18 protein-coding genes are annotated in these 19,446 nt (G+C 66.8%); 10 read left to right on the top strand and 8 right to left on the bottom strand.

Annotated elements, in window-relative coordinates:
- Positions 1-138 precede the first annotated feature (138 nt).
- From proW to GVL12_RS17925, 4 genes are all read left to right on the top strand, one after another.
- Positions 139-1,362 carry a glycine betaine/L-proline ABC transporter permease ProW gene (gene proW / locus GVL12_RS17940; RefSeq protein ID WP_159916534.1) on the top strand — a complete coding sequence of 408 codons (1,224 nt, stop codon included), beginning with the start codon at positions 139-141 and terminating at the stop codon, positions 1,360-1,362.
- Between the two features lie 101 nt (positions 1,363-1,463).
- Positions 1,464-2,462, top strand: coding sequence for a glycine betaine/L-proline ABC transporter substrate-binding protein ProX (gene proX, locus GVL12_RS17935; protein ID WP_200843873.1), 999 nt, complete (start codon positions 1,464-1,466; stop codon positions 2,460-2,462).
- 615 nt (positions 2,463-3,077) lie between these two features.
- The gene (iscB, locus tag GVL12_RS17930; RefSeq protein ID WP_159916523.1) at positions 3,078-4,514 is read left to right on the top strand and encodes an RNA-guided endonuclease IscB; all 1,437 of its coding nucleotides are present in this window, start codon (positions 3,078-3,080) and stop codon (positions 4,512-4,514) included.
- A gap of 72 nt (positions 4,515-4,586) precedes the next feature.
- Complete coding sequence (locus tag GVL12_RS17925; RefSeq protein ID WP_159916521.1) at positions 4,587-6,116, top strand: FAD-dependent oxidoreductase; 1,530 nt, start codon at positions 4,587-4,589, stop codon at positions 6,114-6,116.
- A gap of 167 nt (positions 6,117-6,283) precedes the next feature.
- Here GVL12_RS17925 and GVL12_RS17920 read toward each other — a convergent pair whose 3' ends face one another.
- Complete coding sequence (locus GVL12_RS17920) at positions 6,284-6,751, bottom strand: hypothetical protein (protein WP_159916519.1); 468 nt, start codon at positions 6,749-6,751, stop codon at positions 6,284-6,286.
- Positions 6,752-6,892: 141 nt separating this feature from the next.
- Complete coding sequence (gene fumC / locus GVL12_RS17915) at positions 6,893-8,290, bottom strand: class II fumarate hydratase (RefSeq protein WP_159916517.1); 1,398 nt, start codon at positions 8,288-8,290, stop codon at positions 6,893-6,895.
- A 235-nt stretch (positions 8,291-8,525) separates the two neighbouring features.
- On the opposite strand from fumC, the gene GVL12_RS17910 reads away from it, so the two are divergent.
- Positions 8,526-10,079, top strand: a complete 1,554-nt coding sequence (locus tag GVL12_RS17910; RefSeq protein ID WP_159916515.1) for a fumarate hydratase — start codon at positions 8,526-8,528, stop codon at positions 10,077-10,079.
- Between the two features lie 114 nt (positions 10,080-10,193).
- The gene (murI, locus tag GVL12_RS17905; protein WP_159916513.1) at positions 10,194-11,042 is read left to right on the top strand and encodes a glutamate racemase; all 849 of its coding nucleotides are present in this window, start codon (positions 10,194-10,196) and stop codon (positions 11,040-11,042) included.
- 125 nt (positions 11,043-11,167) lie between these two features.
- Here the strand turns inward: murI and GVL12_RS17900 are convergent, their stop codons facing one another.
- From GVL12_RS17900 to murB, 3 genes are all read right to left on the bottom strand, one after another.
- Positions 11,168-11,692, bottom strand: a complete 525-nt coding sequence (locus GVL12_RS17900; protein ID WP_159916511.1) for a YgjP-like metallopeptidase domain-containing protein — start codon at positions 11,690-11,692, stop codon at positions 11,168-11,170.
- A 44-nt stretch (positions 11,693-11,736) separates the two neighbouring features.
- Positions 11,737-12,384 (bottom strand): DUF6806 family protein, encoded by a 648-nt coding sequence (locus GVL12_RS17895; RefSeq protein ID WP_159916509.1) that lies wholly within the window; start codon positions 12,382-12,384, stop codon positions 11,737-11,739.
- Positions 12,385-12,559: 175 nt separating this feature from the next.
- The gene (gene murB / locus GVL12_RS17890) at positions 12,560-13,645 is read right to left on the bottom strand and encodes a UDP-N-acetylmuramate dehydrogenase (protein WP_159916507.1); all 1,086 of its coding nucleotides are present in this window, start codon (positions 13,643-13,645) and stop codon (positions 12,560-12,562) included.
- Between the two features lie 102 nt (positions 13,646-13,747).
- Between murB and GVL12_RS17885 the strand changes: the two genes are divergently transcribed.
- From GVL12_RS17885 to GVL12_RS17875, 3 genes are all read left to right on the top strand, one after another.
- On the top strand, positions 13,748-14,233 hold the full coding sequence (locus GVL12_RS17885; protein ID WP_159916505.1) for a YajQ family cyclic di-GMP-binding protein: 486 nt from the start codon (positions 13,748-13,750) through the stop codon (positions 14,231-14,233).
- A 140-nt stretch (positions 14,234-14,373) separates the two neighbouring features.
- Positions 14,374-15,003 carry a TIGR02281 family clan AA aspartic protease gene (locus GVL12_RS17880; RefSeq protein ID WP_200843869.1) on the top strand — a complete coding sequence of 210 codons (630 nt, stop codon included), beginning with the start codon at positions 14,374-14,376 and terminating at the stop codon, positions 15,001-15,003.
- A 31-nt stretch (positions 15,004-15,034) separates the two neighbouring features.
- Positions 15,035-16,036, top strand: a complete 1,002-nt coding sequence (locus tag GVL12_RS17875) for an HD-GYP domain-containing protein (protein ID WP_235033902.1) — start codon at positions 15,035-15,037, stop codon at positions 16,034-16,036.
- A 1-nt stretch (position 16,037) separates the two neighbouring features.
- Here GVL12_RS17875 and plsY read toward each other — a convergent pair whose 3' ends face one another.
- The 3 genes from plsY to GVL12_RS17860 form a co-directional block, all read right to left on the bottom strand.
- Complete coding sequence (gene plsY, locus GVL12_RS17870) at positions 16,038-16,700, bottom strand: glycerol-3-phosphate 1-O-acyltransferase PlsY (RefSeq protein ID WP_159916499.1); 663 nt, start codon at positions 16,698-16,700, stop codon at positions 16,038-16,040.
- Between the two features lie 108 nt (positions 16,701-16,808).
- Positions 16,809-17,303, bottom strand: coding sequence for a Cys-tRNA(Pro) deacylase (gene ybaK, locus GVL12_RS17865; protein ID WP_159916497.1), 495 nt, complete (start codon positions 17,301-17,303; stop codon positions 16,809-16,811).
- Positions 17,300-18,358: an aldo/keto reductase gene (locus GVL12_RS17860; protein ID WP_159916495.1), complete on the bottom strand. Its 1,059-nt coding sequence runs from the start codon at positions 18,356-18,358 to the stop codon at positions 17,300-17,302. The genes ybaK and GVL12_RS17860 overlap by 4 nt, the downstream gene beginning before the upstream one ends.
- Before the next feature lie 126 nt (positions 18,359-18,484).
- On the opposite strand from GVL12_RS17860, the gene GVL12_RS17855 reads away from it, so the two are divergent.
- Positions 18,485-19,408, top strand: a complete 924-nt coding sequence (locus GVL12_RS17855; RefSeq protein WP_159916493.1) for an alpha/beta fold hydrolase — start codon at positions 18,485-18,487, stop codon at positions 19,406-19,408.
- Positions 19,409-19,446: the final 38 nt, after the last annotated feature.

Below are 19,446 nucleotides of genomic sequence, written 5' to 3'. Positions count from 1 at the left end.
GCCGCCCTCCCCCCCCGCAGCAGCCGCCGCCACCGACCTGTCCACAAGGAGCGCCGCATGAGCACCACGGCCCTGAACCCTTCCTCGATTCAAATCGCCCAGGCCGATGTCGACCTCTGGGAAAGCGCCCAGCAAGGCATGGCCATGGATGCCATCAACCCCTGGGACGCCGCAGCCCAGGCGCCGTCCACGGACTTCTCCAGCGATGCGCTGGCCACGGCCGCCGACGCCGACATCGATCCCTGGACGCTGGGCAACAGCGGCGCCCAGGATGCCGGCAACACAGACTGGCTCGAAGGCCCGGACCTGGTGGACGCCGCGGCCCAGCTGGCCGACGGTGGCGCCAGCCAGAGCCTGGCCCAGGCCACGGGCACCGATGCCGGCCAGGGCCTGTCCGGCGGATTCGACATCCACCAGTGGCTGGGCGACTCGGCGCAGATCCAGACGGCGATCAACCACGGACTGGAGTGGGTGGTCACGCATTTCCGGCCGTTCTTCCAGACCGTGCGCGCGCCCATCGATGCCACGCTGACCGGCGTCGAAAACCTGCTGACCAGCGTGCCTTCCATGGTCATGATTGCGCTGATGGTGCTGCTGGCCTGGCAGTTCGCGGGCCGGGCCATTGCCATCGGCACGCTGGCTTCGCTGGCCGTGGTCGCGCTGCTGGGCATCTGGCCCGAAGCCATGGTCACGCTGTCGCTGGTGCTGACTTCGCTGGCTTTTTGCATAGTCATAGGCCTGCCCGTGGGCATTGCGCTGGCCGCAAGCGACCGCGCCCAGCGCTGGACCCGTCCATTCCTTGACGCCATGCAGACCACGCCGGCCTTCGTCTACCTCGTGCCCGTGGTCATGCTGTTCGGCATCGGCAACGTGCCCGGTGTGATCGTGACCATCGTGTTCGCGCTGCCGCCGCTGATCCGTCTGACCAACCTGGGCATACGCCAGGTCCGGCCCGACCTGATCGAAGCCAGCCGCGCCTATGGCGCCTCGCCGATGCAGATGCTGCTCAAGGTGCAGCTGCCGCTGGCCATGCCGTCCATCATGGCCGGCATCAACCAGGCGCTGATGCTGTCGCTGTCGATGGTCGTGATCGCCTCGATGATCGCGGTCGGCGGCCTGGGTCAGATGGTGCTGCGCGGCATCGGCCGCCTCGACATGGGCCTGGCCACCGTGGGCGGCCTGGGCATTGTGCTGCTGGCGATTGCGCTCGACCGTATCACCCAGGCCATGGGCAAGCCCCGGCGCGGCGGCCAGCACTGGTGGCAAAGCGGCCCGGTCGGACTGCTGCTGCGACTGCTGCAGCGCAGCCCGCAGCCCGCAGCCCACAAGGCCAGCGTCGCCACGGCCGCTGTCAGCCACTGAGTTCCCGGGCAGCGCGCCGGCGCTGCCCTCCCCCTGCACTTTTCCTCTCAGAACACCAGGAGACCTCCCCAATGTCCGATACCCTCCAACGCCGCCCGCCCATGCAGCGCCTGGCCCACGCCGTGCTGGCCACCAGCCTTGCCGCCTTCGGCCTGATCGCCGCCGCCCAGGACCTGCCCGGCCAAGGCATCAAGGTCTTTCCGCTCAAGAGCTCGATTGCCGAAGAGACTTTCCAGACCATGCTGGTGATGAAGGCGCTGCAGAAGCTGGGCTACGAAGTCCAGCCCATCCAGGAAGTCGAGTACCCGACCGCGCACATGGCGATCGCCAACGGCGACGCGACCTTCATGGCCGACCACTGGGATCTGCAGCACGCCGCCTTCTACAAGAATGTCGGCGGCGACGCCAAGCTGTCGCGCACCGGCGTGTACTCGGACGGTGCGGTCCAGGGCTATCTGATCGACAAGAAGACCGCCGAGCAGTACGGCATCACCCAGATCGGCCAGCTCAAGGACCCCAAGCTCGCCGCCCTGTTCGACACCAACGGCGACGGCAAGGCCGACCTGACCGGCTGCACGCCGGGCTGGGGCTGCGAGACCATGATCGAGCACCAGCTCGACGCCTTCGAGCTGCGCGCCACCGTCACCCACCAGCAGGGCACCTACTCGGCGCTGATTGCCGACACCATTGCGCGCTACAAGGCCGGCAAGCCCATCCTCTACTACACCTGGACGCCGTTCTGGGTCAGCGCCCAGCTCAAGCCGGGCACCGACGTCATATGGCTGGAAGTGCCGTTCAGCGCACTGCCCAGTGCACAGGGCGTGACCGACACCCGCCAGCCCAATGGCAAGAACTACGGCTTTGTGCCCAACCGCCAGCACATCGTGGCCAACAAGCAATGGGTGGCCCAGAACCCGGCCGCGGGCAAGCTGTTCGAGCTGATGAAGCTGTCGGTCAACGACATCAATGCGCAGAACAACCGCATGTTCCTGGGTGAGAACAAGCCGGCCGACATCGACCGCCACACCGAAGGCTGGATCCGCGCGCACCAGAAGACGTTCGACGACTGGATTGCCCAGTCGCTGGCGGCGGCAAAATAGAAAATAGCCTCCACGCTCCCCAGATGCTTTCCATCTTGGGGCGGCCGTTGGCTGGATGCTCCTGCGCCGGCGCATGCCCCTTCGGGCGCGCAACCATCGAGTAACCACGCCCCGGGCGTTGCCTTGCAAGGCGCAGCGGCTGACTGCGCCCTACACTGGCCCGTAGCACCCCTTGAGCGGCTGTTGCCCCAAAGGCGGCCCTCCTACGCGGGCCGCCCAGTTGCGGCCCTTCTCGGAACCCCCGGGTTGGAGCACGCCAGTTTCAAGGGGCAGTCAATTACCCCGCCCTAAAAGACGGGGCTTGGAACTGAAAGGAATCAAGCCAGATTGACCAGGGAAAGCGGTACCCAACCCGCTGCGTCGATAACAGGTCGTTCAGACGCACCAGCGAATGCTTCCTCAGTTCGCTGCTCTGCAAGGTCCGGATCATGCAGGACAAAGGTAAAGGTCCGAAGGTCTGGATCGCAGCCCGCAAGGGCTGGAGCCGGTTGTCGACATTCCCGAGGGGAGCGGGTTCGTGAGAAATCACGCGCCCCGTCACCAGGCCCGTAAGGGCTGACTGCTGGAAAGACAGCCTGGCTGCACAGATTGCAGCGCTTATGATCAGGAGTCGATGTGGCGGTTTTTGTGTTGGACATCCATGGCAAGGCTTTGATGCCGTGCACCGAAAAGCGGGCCCGGCTGTTGCTGGACCGCGGCCGGGCGCGCGTGCATCGCCTCCTGCCTATGGTCGTCCGACTGGTCGACCGTCAGGCCGGCGACTGCGAATTCCAGCCTCTGCGTCTGAAAATCGACCCGGGGAGCAAGACTACGGGGCTCGCGCTGGTCCGCGAGGTGGCGGCAGTGGACGCTTTGACTGGCGAAGTCCAGCTGGGCGTAGCCGTGCTGAACCTGTTGGAGCTGGTCCACCGCGGCCGGCAGATTTCCGAGGCCATGACGGCGCGCCGTCAGATGCGCCGTCGGCGTCGCAGCAATCTGCGCTATCGCGCTCCAAGATTTCTGAACCGGGGCGGCGACAAGACTGGCAGGCTCGCCCCATCGCTGCAGCACCGCGTGGACACTACCATGACCTGGGTTCGGCGCATCCAGCGCTGGGCACCCGTGCGTGCCATCAGCTCGGAGCTTGTGCGCTTCGACATGCAAGCGTTGCAAAATCCTGAGATCGATGGCATCGAATACCAGCAAGGCACGCTGTTCGGCTACGAGCTGCGCGAGTATCTGCTGGAAAAATGGGGGCGTCAATGCGCCTACTGCGGCGCCAGGAATCTGCCCCTGCAGATCGAACACATCCGGGCCAAGGCCCATGGCGGCAGCAACCGTGCCTCCAACTTGACCCTGGCCTGCGCCTGCTGCAATCAGAAAAAAGCGGCGCGCAGCATCGAGGATTTTCTGGCCCAGGACCACAAGCGACTAAACGCCATTCTTGCGCAGGTCCAAAAGCCGCTGCGCGATGCGGCAGCCGTCAACGCCACGCGCTGGGCACTGGCAAACGCCTTGCAGGCTACGGGCCTGCCCGTGGAGCTGGCCTCGGGCGGGCGGACCAAATTCAACCGCAGTGCGCTGGGTGTGCCCAAAACCCATGCGCTGGACGCGGCCTGCGTGGGCCAGGTCCACTCCATTAAAAACTGGAATAGCCCGACCCTGGCCTTGAAGGCGATGGGCCGCGGCAGCTACCAACGCACGCGCCTGGATAAATTCGGTTTCCCCAGGGGTTACCTCATGCGCAGCAAGCGCGTCCACGACTTTGCCACGGGCGACATGGTGCGCGCGGATGTACCCAAAGGTCTCAAGGCCGGCGTGCACTGGGGCCGCGTGGCAATTCGGGCAACGGGCAGGTTCAACATCCAATTGAACCAAGCTGGCGTTTCAGCGGTGGTGCAGGGAATCCACTACAGACACTGCCGTATCGTTCAAAGGAACGACGGGTATGGCTATTTTCTTAACCCGGCCAATCACACAAAACGTGATCAGGTAAGGCCAAAAGCATCGGATGCTTCGCATCCGGCGCTCTACCTCCCCGGCATGAATGCCGAGGTTTCACGCGCACTCTGATGAACGGCACCAGCGCATCGGTAGGTAAGCGGCTTCTCGCGTGCTGGCAGTCACGGGAAAGGATGTTCCGGCATGAGCAGTCTTTTGTTGGGCGGCGCAGTGGCCAGCCCCGAAGTCGCGCCAGCCAGCGCGGCGGATTCCCCCCAGACGCAGCCCGTGCTGGCTGCGGACGACACCACCGCACATTGCGATATCGCCATCGTCGGCGGCGGCGTCGCGGGCCTGCACACGGCCTTGCGCCTGGCCGTGCGCCACGGCCCGCGCATCTGCCTGTTCGAGCAGGACGAACGCCTGGGCGGACGCGTGTCCGACATCCCTGCCTCGGCCGAGCAGACCGACGGGCCGTTCATCCAGCTCGGTGCCCGGCGCATCATGGAAGGCCAGAGCGTGCTGGTGGAGCTGGCCAAGGAATTGGGCATCGCGCTGCAAAAACCGGAAATGCTCGAGGAGCTGGGCTTCACGCGCGGCATGTATGCCACCAGCAATGACGACTTCATCCGCGTGTTCCCGGGCCTCGATGTCGACCGCAGCCGCGGCGGCTATGAAGTCCAGCTCTATGACCGGCTGCTCAACGGCCCCGAGCGCGCCCATGTCGACCGCTACCCGAACCTGCGCGCCTATGCCGAGAAGGTCATAGGCACCGAAGGCTGCGCCTTCCTGCACGACACCTACCGCTTCCGTGCCGACCACGAGTACGACCTCAACGCCAAGGCCTATCTCGACTACCTCGACGAGGAGAACGACGCGGGCGCGATCTGCCCCAGCGGCCATTGCCAGAGCCTGTATCCCGTGGGCGGCATGTCGGCCTATACACGCGGCATGGCGCAGCGCGCGCGCGACCTGGGCGTGCAGATCAACCTGTCCGAGCCCGTGCTGTCCATCGACAAATCCCCGACCGGCTACCTGCTCAAGACCGCGCGGCGCGCGCTCACCGCGCGCACGCTGGTGCTCGCCTTGCCGCCGGTCGCACTGCAGCAGGTGCGCGGCGAACTGGTGGAAAGAATCCGCGCCCAGCCCGAATTCCAGGCGCTGGTGGGCGTGCGCGTGACGACCATCACCCAGTGGTATCCCGAGCCCTGGTGGCGCGGCATCGTGACCGCGAACGGCCGCCATGTCTGGCGCGCCTGGACCACGGGCCATTGCATCAACTCGGTGGAGATTCCGCTCGAAGCCTACGCCGCGCCGCAGAACGCGATCCGCGTGGTCTACAACGACCAGTCCGACTGCGCCAATCTCTGGGCGCGGCTGGCCCAAGGGCCGCTCGAAGCACTCGAGAAGGAAGTCGCGATAGGCCTGAACCACCTGTTCGCCAACAACGGCGTGACACGGCCCGTGACCATAGGCCCGCCCAGCAAGACCGTGTTCCGCGAATGGCCCGATGCCTGGTACTACCTGCGCGCCGGCAACCAGTTCACCAACCTCGACATCTACCGCTGGGCCGTGCAGCCGCTGCCGGGCGAAGACATCGCACTGGTCAGCGACGGCTACAACCCCCAGCGCTCGGGCTGGGCCGACGCGGCCTACAAGTCATCGATCCACTACCTCAACCAGCGCTTCGACATGGGGCTGCCGGGGCTCGAACGCGTTGCGCGCCGGCACTGATCGCATTAGAGCGGCGAACACAACCCGGCAAATCGCAGATTTGCGGTTGTTGCCAGGCGCGGCCGGCGAGGTGCGGCCGGCTAGGCGCGGCCGGCCAGGCGCGGGGCCGCAGACAGTGCGAACAGCACGGCAAGGCAACGACGCAGCAAGGGTGGTGTTAGCCGCTCTTACCAGCCGGCGCAGGAGGTCTGGCTGGATACCGAGACAAAGCGCTCGACCAGCAGCACCAGCTCCCTGGCGTTGGCCGATGGCGGCATGTCGGCGCGTGCGCGCTGCACCCAGCGGCCCTGGACTTCGACAAACACCGGGGCGCCCGGCGCCGAGCGGCTGGCGGTATAGGCCGATTCCAGCAAGGCGCTGTCGCCGGCTTGCGCCACCGGCATTTCGGCGCCCGTGCGGCATTCGGTGAAGCGCCCGGCATCGGCATGCTGGCGGTACAGGCCTTGCCAGGTTTCGGTGCGGTCGGAGGGCTGCAGCGCGGCCGGTGCGGCGGTCGGGGCAGCGGGCGCCTGCACCCTGGGCGCGGAGATCCAGCCGGGCAGCGAAGGCATGGCGGGCATGCGCAGGCCCGAACAGCCGGACAGCACCACGGCAGCGCTCAGCACCGCGGCCGTCCGCAAAGACAGAAAATCCATGGAAAACTCTTTCGCTCGGGAGCGGGAACAAGGGCTGCACCTTAGCAGACGCACCGCCCCCGCTCCCGTGATCGCACTGCGCTGGTGGACGGGCCGCTCATCCCTGGACGGGCTCAGGATCCCAGGGCTGCAGCCCCGGGATCAAAGCGTGCCCACCATCTGCGAAGGCACGACCCAGGCGTCGAACTGCTCGCCCGTGAGATGCCCGCTGGCCACGGCCGCCTCGCGCAGGCTCGAGCCTTCGCGGTGGGCCTTCTTGGCGATATAGGCCGCCTTGTCGTAGCCGATGTGCGGGTTCAGCGCGGTCACCAGCATCAGCGAGCGCTGCACCAGCTCGGCAATGCGTTCCTCGTTGGGCGTGATGCCCACGGCGCAGTGGTCGTTGAAGCTGCGCATGCCGTCGGCCAGCAGGCGCACGCTCTGCAGGAAGTTGTGCGCCACCATCGGGCGGAACACGTTGAGCTCGAAATTGCCCGAGGCGCCGCCGATGTTGATCGCCACGTCGTTGCCCATGACCTGGGCGGCGAGCATGGTCAGCGCTTCGCTTTGCGTGGGGTTGACCTTGCCCGGCATGATGGACGAGCCCGGCTCGTTCTCGGGAATGCTCAGCTCGCCTATGCCGCTGCGCGGGCCGCTCGCGAGCCAGCGCACGTCATTGGCGATTTTCGTGAGGCTCGCGGCCAGGGTCTTGAGCGCGCCGTGCGCATGCACCAGCGCGTCCACGCTGGCCAGCGCCTCGAACTTGTTGGGCGCGGTGACGAACGGCAGGTCCGTGAGGCGCGCGAGCTCGGCCGCGACCGCCACGGCATAGCCCGCGGGCGCGTTCAGGCCCGTGCCCACGGCCGTGCCGCCAAGCGCGAGTTCGCAAAGGTGCGGCAGCGCGGCCTGCACATGGGCCTGGCCATGCTGGAGCTGTGCGACATAGCCCGAGAATTCCTGGCCCAGCGTCAGCGGCGTTGCGTCTTGCAGGTGGGTGCGGCCGATCTTGATGATGTCGGCAAATGCCTCGGATTTTTCGGCCAGCGTCGCCTGCAGCTTCGCCGCCGACGGCAGCAGCCGCTCGACCAGCGCCTGCACCGCGGCCACATGCATGGCCGTGGGAAAGACGTCGTTGCTCGACTGGCTCTTGTTCACGTCGTCGTTGGGGTGGACCAGCCGGCCTTCGCCGCGCTCGCCGCCCAGCAGTTCGCTGGCGCGGTTGGCCAGCACCTCGTTGACGTTCATGTTGCTTTGCGTGCCCGAGCCCGTCTGCCAGACGACCAGCGGGAACTGTTCGTCATGCTGGCCGGCGATCACTTCGTCGGCCGCGGCGACGATGGCGTCGGCCTTCTTGGCGTCCAGCAGGCCCAGTTGCTGGTTGACCACGGCCGAGGCGCGCTTGACCAGGGCCAGCGCACGGATCAGCTCCAGCGGCTGGCGCTCGCCCGAAATGTCGAAATTGAGCAGCGAGCGCTGGGTTTGCGCGCCCCACAGCTTGTCGGCCGGGACCTCGATGGGGCCGAAAGTGTCACGTTCCTGTCGCGTAGCCGGTTGCGTCATCCACAAGTCTCCATAAGGGTTGAATGGAAAAAATCCATCAATGAATGATACCCATTCTCAACGTTAAGTTTCCTACCCACTCTGATGCAGCCCCCATAGACGCGAACGAGCCGCAATTCGGGGTTCAAGTGTTATAGAAGACTGCCAGGCCATGGGCACGGTTTGCGGCGAAGCGCGGGATAATCCCGGGTTGCTTTCGCAGTTCGTTGTTCTCCCTTTCAAAAGAAAACCCACGATGACCACCACGATCCGCCAGCAGGACCTGATCGATTCGATCGCAGGCGCCCTGCAGTACATCAGCTACTACCACCCGGCCGACTACATTGCCCACCTGGCACGCGCCTACGAGCGCGAGCAGAGCCCGGCGGCCAAGGACGCGATGGCCCAGATCCTCACGAACTCCAAGATGTCGGCAATCGGTCACCGCCCCATCTGCCAGGACACCGGCATCGTCAACGTGTTCCTCAAGATCGGCATGGACGTGCGCTGGGAAGGCTTCACCGGAGGCATCGAGGACGCGATCAACGAAGGCGTGCGCCAAGGCTACAACCACCCCGACAACACGCTGCGCGCTTCCGTGGTGGCCGACCCCCACTTCGCACGCAAGAACACCAAGGACAACACGCCGGCCGTGATCTTCACGCAGCTCGTGCCCGGCGACAAGGTCGACATCACGGTCGCGGCCAAGGGCGGCGGCTCGGAAAACAAGTCCAAGATGATCATGATGAACCCCGGCGACAGCATTGTCGACTGGGTGCTCAAGACCATTCCGACCATGGGTGCGGGCTGGTGCCCGCCAGGCATGATAGGCATAGGCATCGGCGGCACCGCCGAGAAGGCCGTGCTGCTGGCCAAGGAAAGCCTGATGGAAGACCTGGACATGTATGAACTCCAGGCCAGGTCGCAGCGCGGCGAGAAGCTCGACCAGGTCGAGGAAATGCGCCTCGAACTGTATGAAAAGGTCAACGCACTGGGCATTGGCGCGCAAGGCCTGGGCGGCCTGTCTACCGTGCTCGACGTCAAGATCAAGATGTACGCCACGCACGCGGCATCCAAGCCCGTGGCGATGATCCCCAACTGCGCGGCCACGCGCCACGCCCATTTCGTCATGGATGGCTCTGGCCCCGTCTACCTCGACGCACCGTCGCTGGACCTCTGGCCCAAGGTCGACTGGGCGCCCGACACGCAAAAGAGCAAGCGCGTGGACCTGAACAACCTGACCCGGCAGGAAGTCGCGAGCTGGAAGCCCGGCGACACGCTGCTGCTCAACGGCAAGATGCTCACCGGCCGCGACGCCGCGCACAAGCGCATCCAGGACATGCTGGCCAAGGGCGAGACGCTGCCCGTGGACTTCACCAACCGCGTGATCTACTACGTCGGCCCCGTGGACCCGGTCGGCGACGAAGCCGTGGGCCCCGCAGGCCCGACCACGGCCACGCGCATGGACTCGTTCACCAACATGATGCTCGAGCAGACCGGCCTGATCGCGATGATAGGCAAGGCCGAGCGCGGCCCGGTGGCCATCGAGGCGATCAAGCAGCACAAGAGCGCCTACCTGATGGCCGTGGGCGGCGCCGCCTACCTGGTCTCCAAGGCCATCAAGAACGCCAAGGTCGTGGGCTTTGCCGATCTGGGCATGGAAGCCATCTACGAGTTCGACGTGGTCGACATGCCCGTGACCGTGGCCGTGGACGCAGGCGGCACCAGCGCCCACATCACCGGTCCCGCGATCTGGAAGGAACGCATCGCGACCGGCGAATTCAAGGGAATTTCCGTCGGCGCGGTCTGAGCCCGCGGCCGCTCCAACCGGAGCGGCATCCTGCAGGCATGCCCTGGACCAGGCATACTTGGATGCGGGCCATTTCGGCCCGCATTTTTCGGCCCGCACTCCCCGCCCTTTTCCATGCACCACGCAGCCTCTCCCATCGGCATTTTCGACAGCGGCATCGGCGGCCTCAGCGTCCTGCAGGCGCTGCGCCATGAACTGCCCCGGGAACATCTGGTCTATGTCGCCGACAGCGGCCATGCGCCCTATGGCGAGCGCGACGAAGCTTTCGTGCAGCAGCGCACCAGCGCGATTGCCCGCCACCTGCGCGCGCAATACGGCATCAAGGCCCTGGTGATCGCCTGCAATACCGCCACGGCCGCGGCCGTCGAACAGCTGCGCCGCGAAATGCCCGATCTCACGCTGATCGGCGTCGAGCCCGCGCTCAAGCCGGCATCGCTGAGCAGCCAGACCCACCATGTGGGCGTGATGGCCACGCGCGGCACGGTGAGCAGCGCACGCTTTGCACGCCTGCTGAGTGAGCACTCACAAGGCACGCAATTCGCGGTGCAGGCCTGCGATGGCCTGGCGCGCGCGATCGAGCTCGCGACCGAACTGCCGCCGGCCACCGACCTGCAAGGCACGGACCTCTGGGAACGCTGCGCCCGGCATACGCAGGCGTTGGGCAGCTTTGGCCTCAAGACCGGTGAGATCGACACGCTGGTGCTGGGCTGCACCCACTACCTTTTCGTCAAGAACGAGCTGCGCGCGCTGCTGGGCCCCGACGTGCAACTGATAGACACCGGAGCGCCGGTCGCGCGCCAGGTGCGCCGCCTGCTGGCCCGGGCCGCCATGCTTGCGCCCGAAGACCCGTCAGCGCCGCAGATCCAGCTGTTCGCCACGGGAGGCCTGAGCAGCCTGCAGGCCGCGGCCCAGCGCTGGCTGGATCTGCCCGCCGCGCATTGCGCGCATATAGAAATAGCTTGAAGGGTTTGGACGCCGTGCGTTCATGGTTCGACAGGCGCGCCTAGCAAAGCCCACCACGAACAGTTTCCCCCGCGCCCTAAACCACCGCTCGCCCTGAGCCCGTCGAAGGGCCGGTATCCCAAGCCTCAGGCCGCTACCGGCGCCTCACCCCACAGCCGCCCGCCCCCCGCATCCAGATGGGTCAGATACAGCCGCACATCGAACTCATACTGGTGGTATGACGGCTCCATGTGTGCGCACAGCTGGTAGAACGCCTTGTCGTGGTCCTTTTCGCGCAGATGGGCAAGCTCGTGCACCACGATCATGCGCAGGAATTCCTCGGGCGTGCTCTTGAACATGGCCGCCACGCGGATCTCGTGGCGCGCCGACAGCTTGCCGCCCTGCACCAGCGCGCGGCTGGTGTGCAGGCCCAGCGCATTGCGCACCACATGGATCTTGCTGTCGTACATCACCTTGTGGATGGTGCCGCCCTTGCGCAGATGGCGTGACTTGAGCTCGGCCGTGTAATCGTACAGCGCCTTGTCGGTGCGCAGCGCATGGGCCTGGGGGTACTTGCGCCGCAGCAGCGCGGCCGTGCCGTCGCTGGCCAGCAAGGCGCGCACCTGCTCCTGCAGGTGCGCGGGATAGGAGCGCAGATAGGGCAGGTCCATGGCCGTGCTGCCAAGCTGCGGCGATCGCGCCGCGCCCGCGGGCATCAGTGCAGGTGGCGCGGGCGGCGGTTGCCGCCGCTGCCGTGGCCCGAGCCGCCCGAGCCGCCAGGTCCGCGCGGGGGCTTGCCGATTTCCAGCGAGTTCACCAGCGCGTCGAAGCGCAGCGAGAACAGCTTGTCGATTTCCGCGACCACGCCGCCGAGTTCGGCGCCGTCGAAATGGCGCTCCATCATGTTGACCACGTCCTGCACCAGCAGGTCGCGCTGCACCTGCATGATGGCCGCGGGTGTGGGGCCGACGAACAGCATCAGGAAATCATCGCGCGACTCGGCCTCGTCGGCCTCGTCGGCCTCTTCGTCATCGTCGTCGAATTCGGTGTCGTAGAACGTGACCTCGATCGCCGCGCCCTGCTCCGACAGCTCGTTGAGGCTCATGCACATTTCGTCGAGCGTCTGGCGGAAGTCGTCGTCGCCGCGCACCGTCCAGCAGATCTGCAACCGGTGCTCGCGTGCATCGAACTGGATGCCGGGCTCTTCTTCGTAGACGCTGGTCGCGCCATCGGCAAGCGAGCGCGCGCCGGCATAGGTCCACAGCGGCTTGAGCGCCTCCTGCAGTTGCTCGAAGCTGGTCTGGGCCGTCAGCACCACTTGGCCGTGAACGTGGATTTCAAAAGGAGGGTTGTAACTTGACATGATCGAATCTCGCTGGGGCACTGGCCGGGGAAAACCGCTGTTTATGACGTGTCGTTATGGAGGCAATTTTCAAGCGCTGTCCGGGGTACACCATGCAGCCCGGACATCCCGCCGTGCCGAGACGGCCTATTTTCGCATGTATCGTAACGCCCGCGACGCTGCGCGTACAGCAGGCTTAGACCACGACGGGCTCGGGCTCGAGGCGGATGCCGAAGCGTTCATAGACACTGGTCTGTATCGCCCGGGCCAGCGTCATGACTTCGCCGCCCGTGACGCTGGCGTCATCCGAGTGGCGGTCGCCGCGGTTGACCAGCACCAGCGCCTGGCGTTCGTAGACGCCGGCCTTGCCCATGGTCTTGCCTTTCCAGCCGCAGGCGTCGATCAGCCAGCCCGCGGCCAGCTTGATCGTGCCGTCCGCCAGCGGGTAGTGCACGATGCGCGGCTCGCGCGCGATGATGTCGGCGCACTGCTCACGCGAGACCGTGGGATTCTTGAAGAAGCTGCCCGCATTGCCCAGCACCTCGGGGTCGGGCAGCTTGGCGCGGCGGATCTCGCAGACCCAGTCGAAGATCTGCCGGGCCGTGGGTTGGGCAACGCCGGCCTCGGCGCGCTTGCGCTCGATGTCCAGATAGCCCATGTCGGGCTTCCAGGCCTTGGGCAGCGCGAGACGCACGCGCGTGATCACCGCGCGGCCTGCCAGGCCCATGCCCCGGGGAGCCGCAGAGCGCGGGCCCTGGGGCTCGGCCGGCACATGCTTGAAGACCGAATCGCGGTAGCTGAACGCGCATTGCGCGGCGTCGAGCGTGAAGCGCTGGCCCGTGACCAGGTCGACGGCATCGAGCGCCGCGAAACGGTCCTGCAGCTCGATGCCGTAGGCGCCGATGTTCTGCACCGGCGCCGCGCCCACGGTGCCTGGAATCAGCGCCATGTTTTCGAGACCCGGCAGGTTCTGCTCCAGCGTCCAGGCCACGAGGTCGTGCCAGCGCTCGCCGGCGCCGGCCTCGACGATCCAGGCCGTGGGCGTTTCGCCCGCCACGCGCATGCCCTTGATTTCCATCTTCAGCACCACGGGCTCGACATCGCCGGTCAGCACGATGTTGCTGCCGCCGCCAAGCACCAGCAGCGGGCGCCGGCCCCAGAACGGGTCGTCCAGCACGGCGCGCACATCGTCTTCGGAATGCACGCGCACCAGGGCATGGGCGCGGGCCGCGATGCCAAAGGTATTGCTGTGCTGCAAGGGTACATTTTTCTCGACTAACATCAGCTGGATTGTCGCACCGCGACCAGGGCCGCGCTGGCCACCGGCTTTGCCCGCCTGTCCGCCGTGCACTCCCCGGACCACTTTCAGGAAAGAGAAATTCACATGCCATCTTTTGACACCGTTTGCGAAGCCGACTTCGTGGAAGTCAAGAACGCGGTCGAAAACGCCGCCAAGGAAATCGCCACCCGCTTCGACTTCAAGGGCTCGTCGGCCGCCGTGGAGCTCAAGGACAAGGAAATCACCATGTACGGTGATGCGGACTTCCAGCTGACCCAGGTGGAAGACCTGCTGCGCAACAAGCTCACCAAGCGCAGCGTGGACGTGCGCTTTCTCGACATACAGAAGGCGCAGAAGATCGGCGGCGACAAGCTCAAGCAGGTCGTCAAGGTGCGCAACGGCATCGAGTCCGAGCTCGCCAAGAAGCTGCAAAAGCTGATGAAGGAAAGCAAGCTCAAGGTGCAGGCCGCGATCCAGGAAGAAAAAGTGCGCATCACCGGCGCCAAGCGCGACGACCTGCAGGCAGCGATGGCGCTGATCCGCAAGGAAATCGACGACGTGCCGCTGTCCTTCAACAATTTCAGAGACTAATGAAGCACCCCCTGAGCGACTTCGTCGCTTCCCCCTCTCATCCTTCGGTGGAGGGGGACGGCACCGTCGCTGCGGGGCGGCCCTTGCTCGGTGCCCCTCGCCGGGCCCCCGCCCTTGGCTGGCGACATTGGTATGCAATGTTGGCAAGCTTGATTCTGGCGCTGCTACCGGCCCTGACCAGCGCCCAGTCGGTCGCACTGGCCGGCATTCTAGGCAGCAAGGCACTGCTGGTGATCGATGGCGGCGCGCCGCGCAGCCTGGCAGCGGGTGAAAGCCTGGGGCCGGTGCGCGTGCTCAAGGTCGGCGCTGACGACGCGCTGCTCGACATCGCGGGCCACCAGCAACGGCTGCGACTGGGCGAAGCGCCGGTGCAGTTGGGCGCGCGCGCCGCGGCCGCAGGCCCGGCGCGGCTGGTGCTGTTTGCCGATGGCCAGGGCCACTTCATCGATCAGGGGCAGATCAACGGCCAGGCCGTGCGCTATCTGGTGGACACCGGCGCGAGCACGGTGGCCATAGGCCGGGCCGAAGCCGATCGCCTGGGCCTGCCCTATCTGCAGGGCCAGAGCGTGCAGATGGGCACGGCCAACGGCGCGGTGCGCGGCTGGCGGCTGCGGCTGGACTCGGTGCGCATCGGCACTCTGGAGGCGCGCGGCGTCGACGCCGTGGTCACGCCCCAGGCCATGCCTTTCGTGCTGCTGGGCAACAGCTTTCTGGCCGATTTCCACATGACGCGCCAGGGCGACCAGATGGTGCTCGAAAAGCGCCGCTGACCCGGCTCAGGCCATGCCCCATGCCTTCACTGTGACTACGCAGACGGTTGACGAACACTACGAAGACCTGCGCGGTCTCTGGGCCGAGCTCGAAGCCGCGCTCTCGCTGCTGCTGAGCGCGCCGCTGCAGGTGCAGAATTTCGCGGCCCGGCTGCGCCAGCTCACCGACTGGCTCACGGAGCTCGTCGCGCACGACAGCGACGCCGCGCTGTACCTGATGTTCCAGCTCGCGGCCGATTCCACCGCGGGCTACAGCGCCTCGCATGCGCTGGTCTCGGCCACGCTGTGCCATATCCTGGGCCCTGAGCTGTCGCTGCCCGCGCACGAGCGCCGGGCGCTGGTCTGCGCGGCCTTCACGATGAACATCGGCATGACCCAGCTGCAGGACCAGCTCGCGCTGCAGCGCGAGCCACCGACCGCAGCCCAGCGCGCGCAGATAGAGCGGCATCCGCTCGAAAGCCAGGCGCTGCTGGTGCGGCTGTTCATCGACGACCCGCTGTGGCTTGACGCCGTGGCCGCGCACCACCCTAAGGCCAGGAGCCGGGCGCCGCTGGCGCAGCTCGGCCCCGCCGAACGCCTGGCGCGAACGCTGGCCAGCGTCGACCGCTACGCGGCCATGATCAGCCCGCGCCGCTCGCGCAACGCTCGCAGCGCCACCGACTCGGTGCGGGTCATCGTGGGCAGCGAAGCCGCGGCTCAGGATGAGGTCGGCTATGCGCTGGTGCGCAGCGTGGGGCTGTGCCCGCCGGGCACGCTGGTGCGGCTGGACAATGGCGATACCGCCGTGGTGCTGCGCCGCAGCAGCACGGCGCTGCAGCCGCTGGTCGCGCGCGTGCTCGACGCCGCGGGCCAGCCGTTCAGAACGCCGGCGCTGCACGATACCGCACGCGCCGGCCCGCGCATCGCGGCCGCGCTCGCGCGCTCGGCCAGGGCACAGCGCATCACGCCCCAGACCATGGCGCGGCTTGGCGTCTACGTCGGGCGCTCGCGGCCCGCGCCGCTGCCTGCGCGGCGCGACGCCGCCGCTTTCTGACTCAACCGCGCTTGTTCCTGCCCGCGGCCTTGGCCGGATCGGGCTTCTTGCCCAGGCGCGACTCCTTGCCCGCGATCAGGCGCTGGATGTTTTCGCGGTGGCGCCAGATCAGCAGCAGGCCCATGGCGACAATCGCCGCCGTGACCGGGCCCTCGGTGTACCAGAGCACGCCGCCGAACAGCACGTAGTAGACCGGCGCGAACACCGCCGACACCAGCGAGGCCAGCGACGAATAGCGAAAGAAGAATGCCACGATGACCCAGGTCAGCGCCGTCGCCAGGCCCAGCCAGCCGCTGATGCCCAGCAGCACGCCCAGCGCCGTGGCCACGCCCTTGCCGCCCTTGAACCGGAAGAACACCGGATAGAGGTGGCCCAGGAAGGCCGCGAGCGCGACCGCGGCCAGCGTGCCGTCGCCCAGGCCGTAGGGCTTGCCGAACCAATGCACCAGCACCACCGGCAGCCAGCCCTTGAGCGCGTCCAGCAGCAGCGTGGCGATCGCCGCCGGTTTGCTGCCCGAACGCAGCACGTTGGTCGCACCGGGGTTGCCGCTGCCATAGGTGCGTGGATCGTGCAGGCCCATCACGCGGCTGACGATCACGGCAAACGACAGCGAGCCGATGAGATAGGCGGCCAGGGTCGCGAGGAAAGGATAAAGCGCGTTCAATTCAAGTCCTTGGCCCGCATCGGGCCGGTGTGCCAAAAAAACAGTCGCCCAGGCGCCATTCGGCGCCGCAACGGCAGCCCGCCGCCGGATGCCCGTCGCACGGGAGTGCTATTCTGCCAGCGCGCACTGCACCGGCCGCGCTTTGAGAAGATCCAGACATACCCGCGGATCGATCTGCACCAGAAAACCGCGGCGCCCGCCGTTGATTGCGATGCGCGGCAAATCCAGAATGCTCTGCTCGATGTACACCGGCATCGCGCGGCGCGTGCCGAACGGCGAGGTGCCACCGATCAGATAGCCGCTGTGCCGGTTGGCGACGTCGGGCTTGCAGGGCTCGACCGACTTCGCGCCTATCTGGCGCGCGAGGTTCTTGGTCGAGACCTTGCAGTCGCCATGCATCAGCACGATCAGCGGCTTCGCGTCCTGGTCCTGCATGACCAGGGTCTTGACCACGCTGTGTTCCTCTAGGCCCAGGCTGGCCGCGCTGTGCGCGGTGCCGCCATGCTCCTGGTACTCGTAAGGGTGCTCGGTGAACTCGACCCGGTGCGCGCGCAGCAGCTGCGTGGCCGGCGTCTCGCTCACATGCGCAGCCTTCTTGCTCATACCGCGGGGTCGCGCATTTCCCAGCGCAACTGGTTGATGTCGGCGAGCAGCGCGGCCGGCAGCTGCGTGCCCCAGACCGCGCAGTCTTCCTCGAGCTGGGCCAGCGAGGTCACGCCTATGATGGTGCTGGCCACGCAGCGCTGGGTGTAGCAGAACGCCAGCGCCATCTGCGTGGGGCTCAGGCCATGGTCGCGCGCGAGCTGGTTGTAGCGGCGCGCGGCGGCCATCGCATCGGGCCGGCCCCAGCGCTGCTTGCGCACCGCTTCGTACGACAGCCGCGTGCCCTGGGGCGCGTCGGGGCCGGCAATGCCGCTGGCGTCGTACTTGCCACTGAGCAGGCCCACGCCCAGCGGGGAGTAGGCCAGCAGCGACACGTCGAGCCGGTCGCAGGTTTCGTCGAGCGCGTTCTCGTAGCTGCGGTTGAGCAGGCAGTAGGGGTTCTGGATGCTCGCCACGCGCGGCAGGCCATGGGCCTCGGCCAGGCGCACGAATTCGTGCACGCCATAGGGCGTTTCGTTCGACAGGCCGACATGGCGGATCTTGCCCGCGCGCACCAGGCCGGCAAGCGCTTCGAGCTGTTCGCGGATCGGCGTCTGCGTGGTTTCCTTGGCGGGGTCGTAATACATGGCGCCGAAGGCCGGCACATGGCGCTCGGGCCAGTGGATCTGGTAGAGGTCGATGACATCGGTCTGCAGCCGGCGCAAGCTGGCCTCGCACGAGGCGACGATGTCGGCGGCCGTCATGCCCTGGCCGTCGCGTATCCAGGGCATGCCGCGCGACGGGCCCGCGACCTTGCTTGCGAGCACCACCTTGTCGCGCAGGCCGGGGCGGCTGGCGAACCAGTTGCCCAGGATGGTCTCGGTCGCGCCATAGGTCGCGGCGCGTGCGGGCACGGCATACATTTCGGCCGTGTCGAGGAAATTGACGCCGAGTTCGACCGCGCGCTCGAGGATGGCATGGGCCGCAGCCTCGTTCACCTGTTCTCCGAACGTCATCGTGCCCAGGCAAATGGGCGTGACCTGCAAATCGCTTTTTCCTAACTGAACCTTGTGCATGCAATCTCCGGGGGCTGGGAATGAGACCCGCTAGTATTACGGAATACTGCGGCCTGCGCAGCGAAGCCGCGGCGGCTGTCCCTGCGACGACTGCGGATGCTGCGGCGCCGGGAAATAATCGCGACCATGTACACCGTCCAACGCCCAAGCCGCTGCGAATTCCTGCCCCTGCGCTCCATCGACTACCATGTGCGCCGCTGGGGCCCCGAGGCCGCCGACAGCGCGCTGCCCCCGCTGGTGCTCGCCCACGGCTGGATGGATGTGGCCGCGTCCTACCAGTTTGCCGTCGATGCATTCTCTGCCGGCTTCTTCGCCGGGCGCACGATCATTGCCGCCGACTGGCGCGGCTTCGGCCTGACAAAACCGGCTGCGCGCGTGGACCACTACCAATTCGTCGACTACCTTGCCGACCTGGACCTGCTGCTCGACCACTACGCGCCCGGCCAGCCCGTCGATCTGGTGGGCCACAGCATGGGCGGCAATGTCGCTATGCTTTACGCGGGCGCGCGGCCGGCGCGCATCCGGCGCCTGGTCAACCTCGAAGGCTTCGGCCTTGCGCCTACGCAGGCCAGCGAAGCGCCCGCACGCTATGCGCAGTGGCTAGACGAAACGCGCGCACTAGCGCGCGGCGAGCTAGCTCTCAAGCACTACGACAGCCTCGACGGCGTGGCCCAGCGGCTGCGCAAGACCAACCGCCGGCTCGACCAGGACAAGGCCCTGTGGCTGGCCCGGCACTGGGCCGCGCCCGATGCCCAGGGGCACTGGCATATCCTGGGCGACGCCGCGCACAAGGTCGGCAGCCCGCATCTGTTTCGCGTCGAGGAAGTGCTCGCGCTGTATGCGGCAATCACCGCGCCCACGCTCGCCGTAGAAGCCAGCGACGACAGCCTCGCGCAATGGAACAAGGGCCGCTATTCGCTCGATGAATACCACCAGCGCCTGGGCCACGTGCGCAACTGCCGCACGGCGCGCGTCGAGGATGCGGGCCATATGCTGCACCACGACCAGCCCCAGGCCGTGGCGCGGCTGATCGAAGATTTTCTGCGCTAAGAACGTGTTCACGATCTCTTCGCGCCGCGTTGAGATCA

Source organism: Pantoea sp. 18069 (assembly GCF_902706035.1).
GTDB lineage: Bacteria > Pseudomonadota > Gammaproteobacteria > Burkholderiales > Burkholderiaceae_C > Comamonas.
The sequence above is the reverse complement of the archived record's forward strand: the minus strand, read 5'-3'. Positions and strand labels throughout refer to the sequence as shown.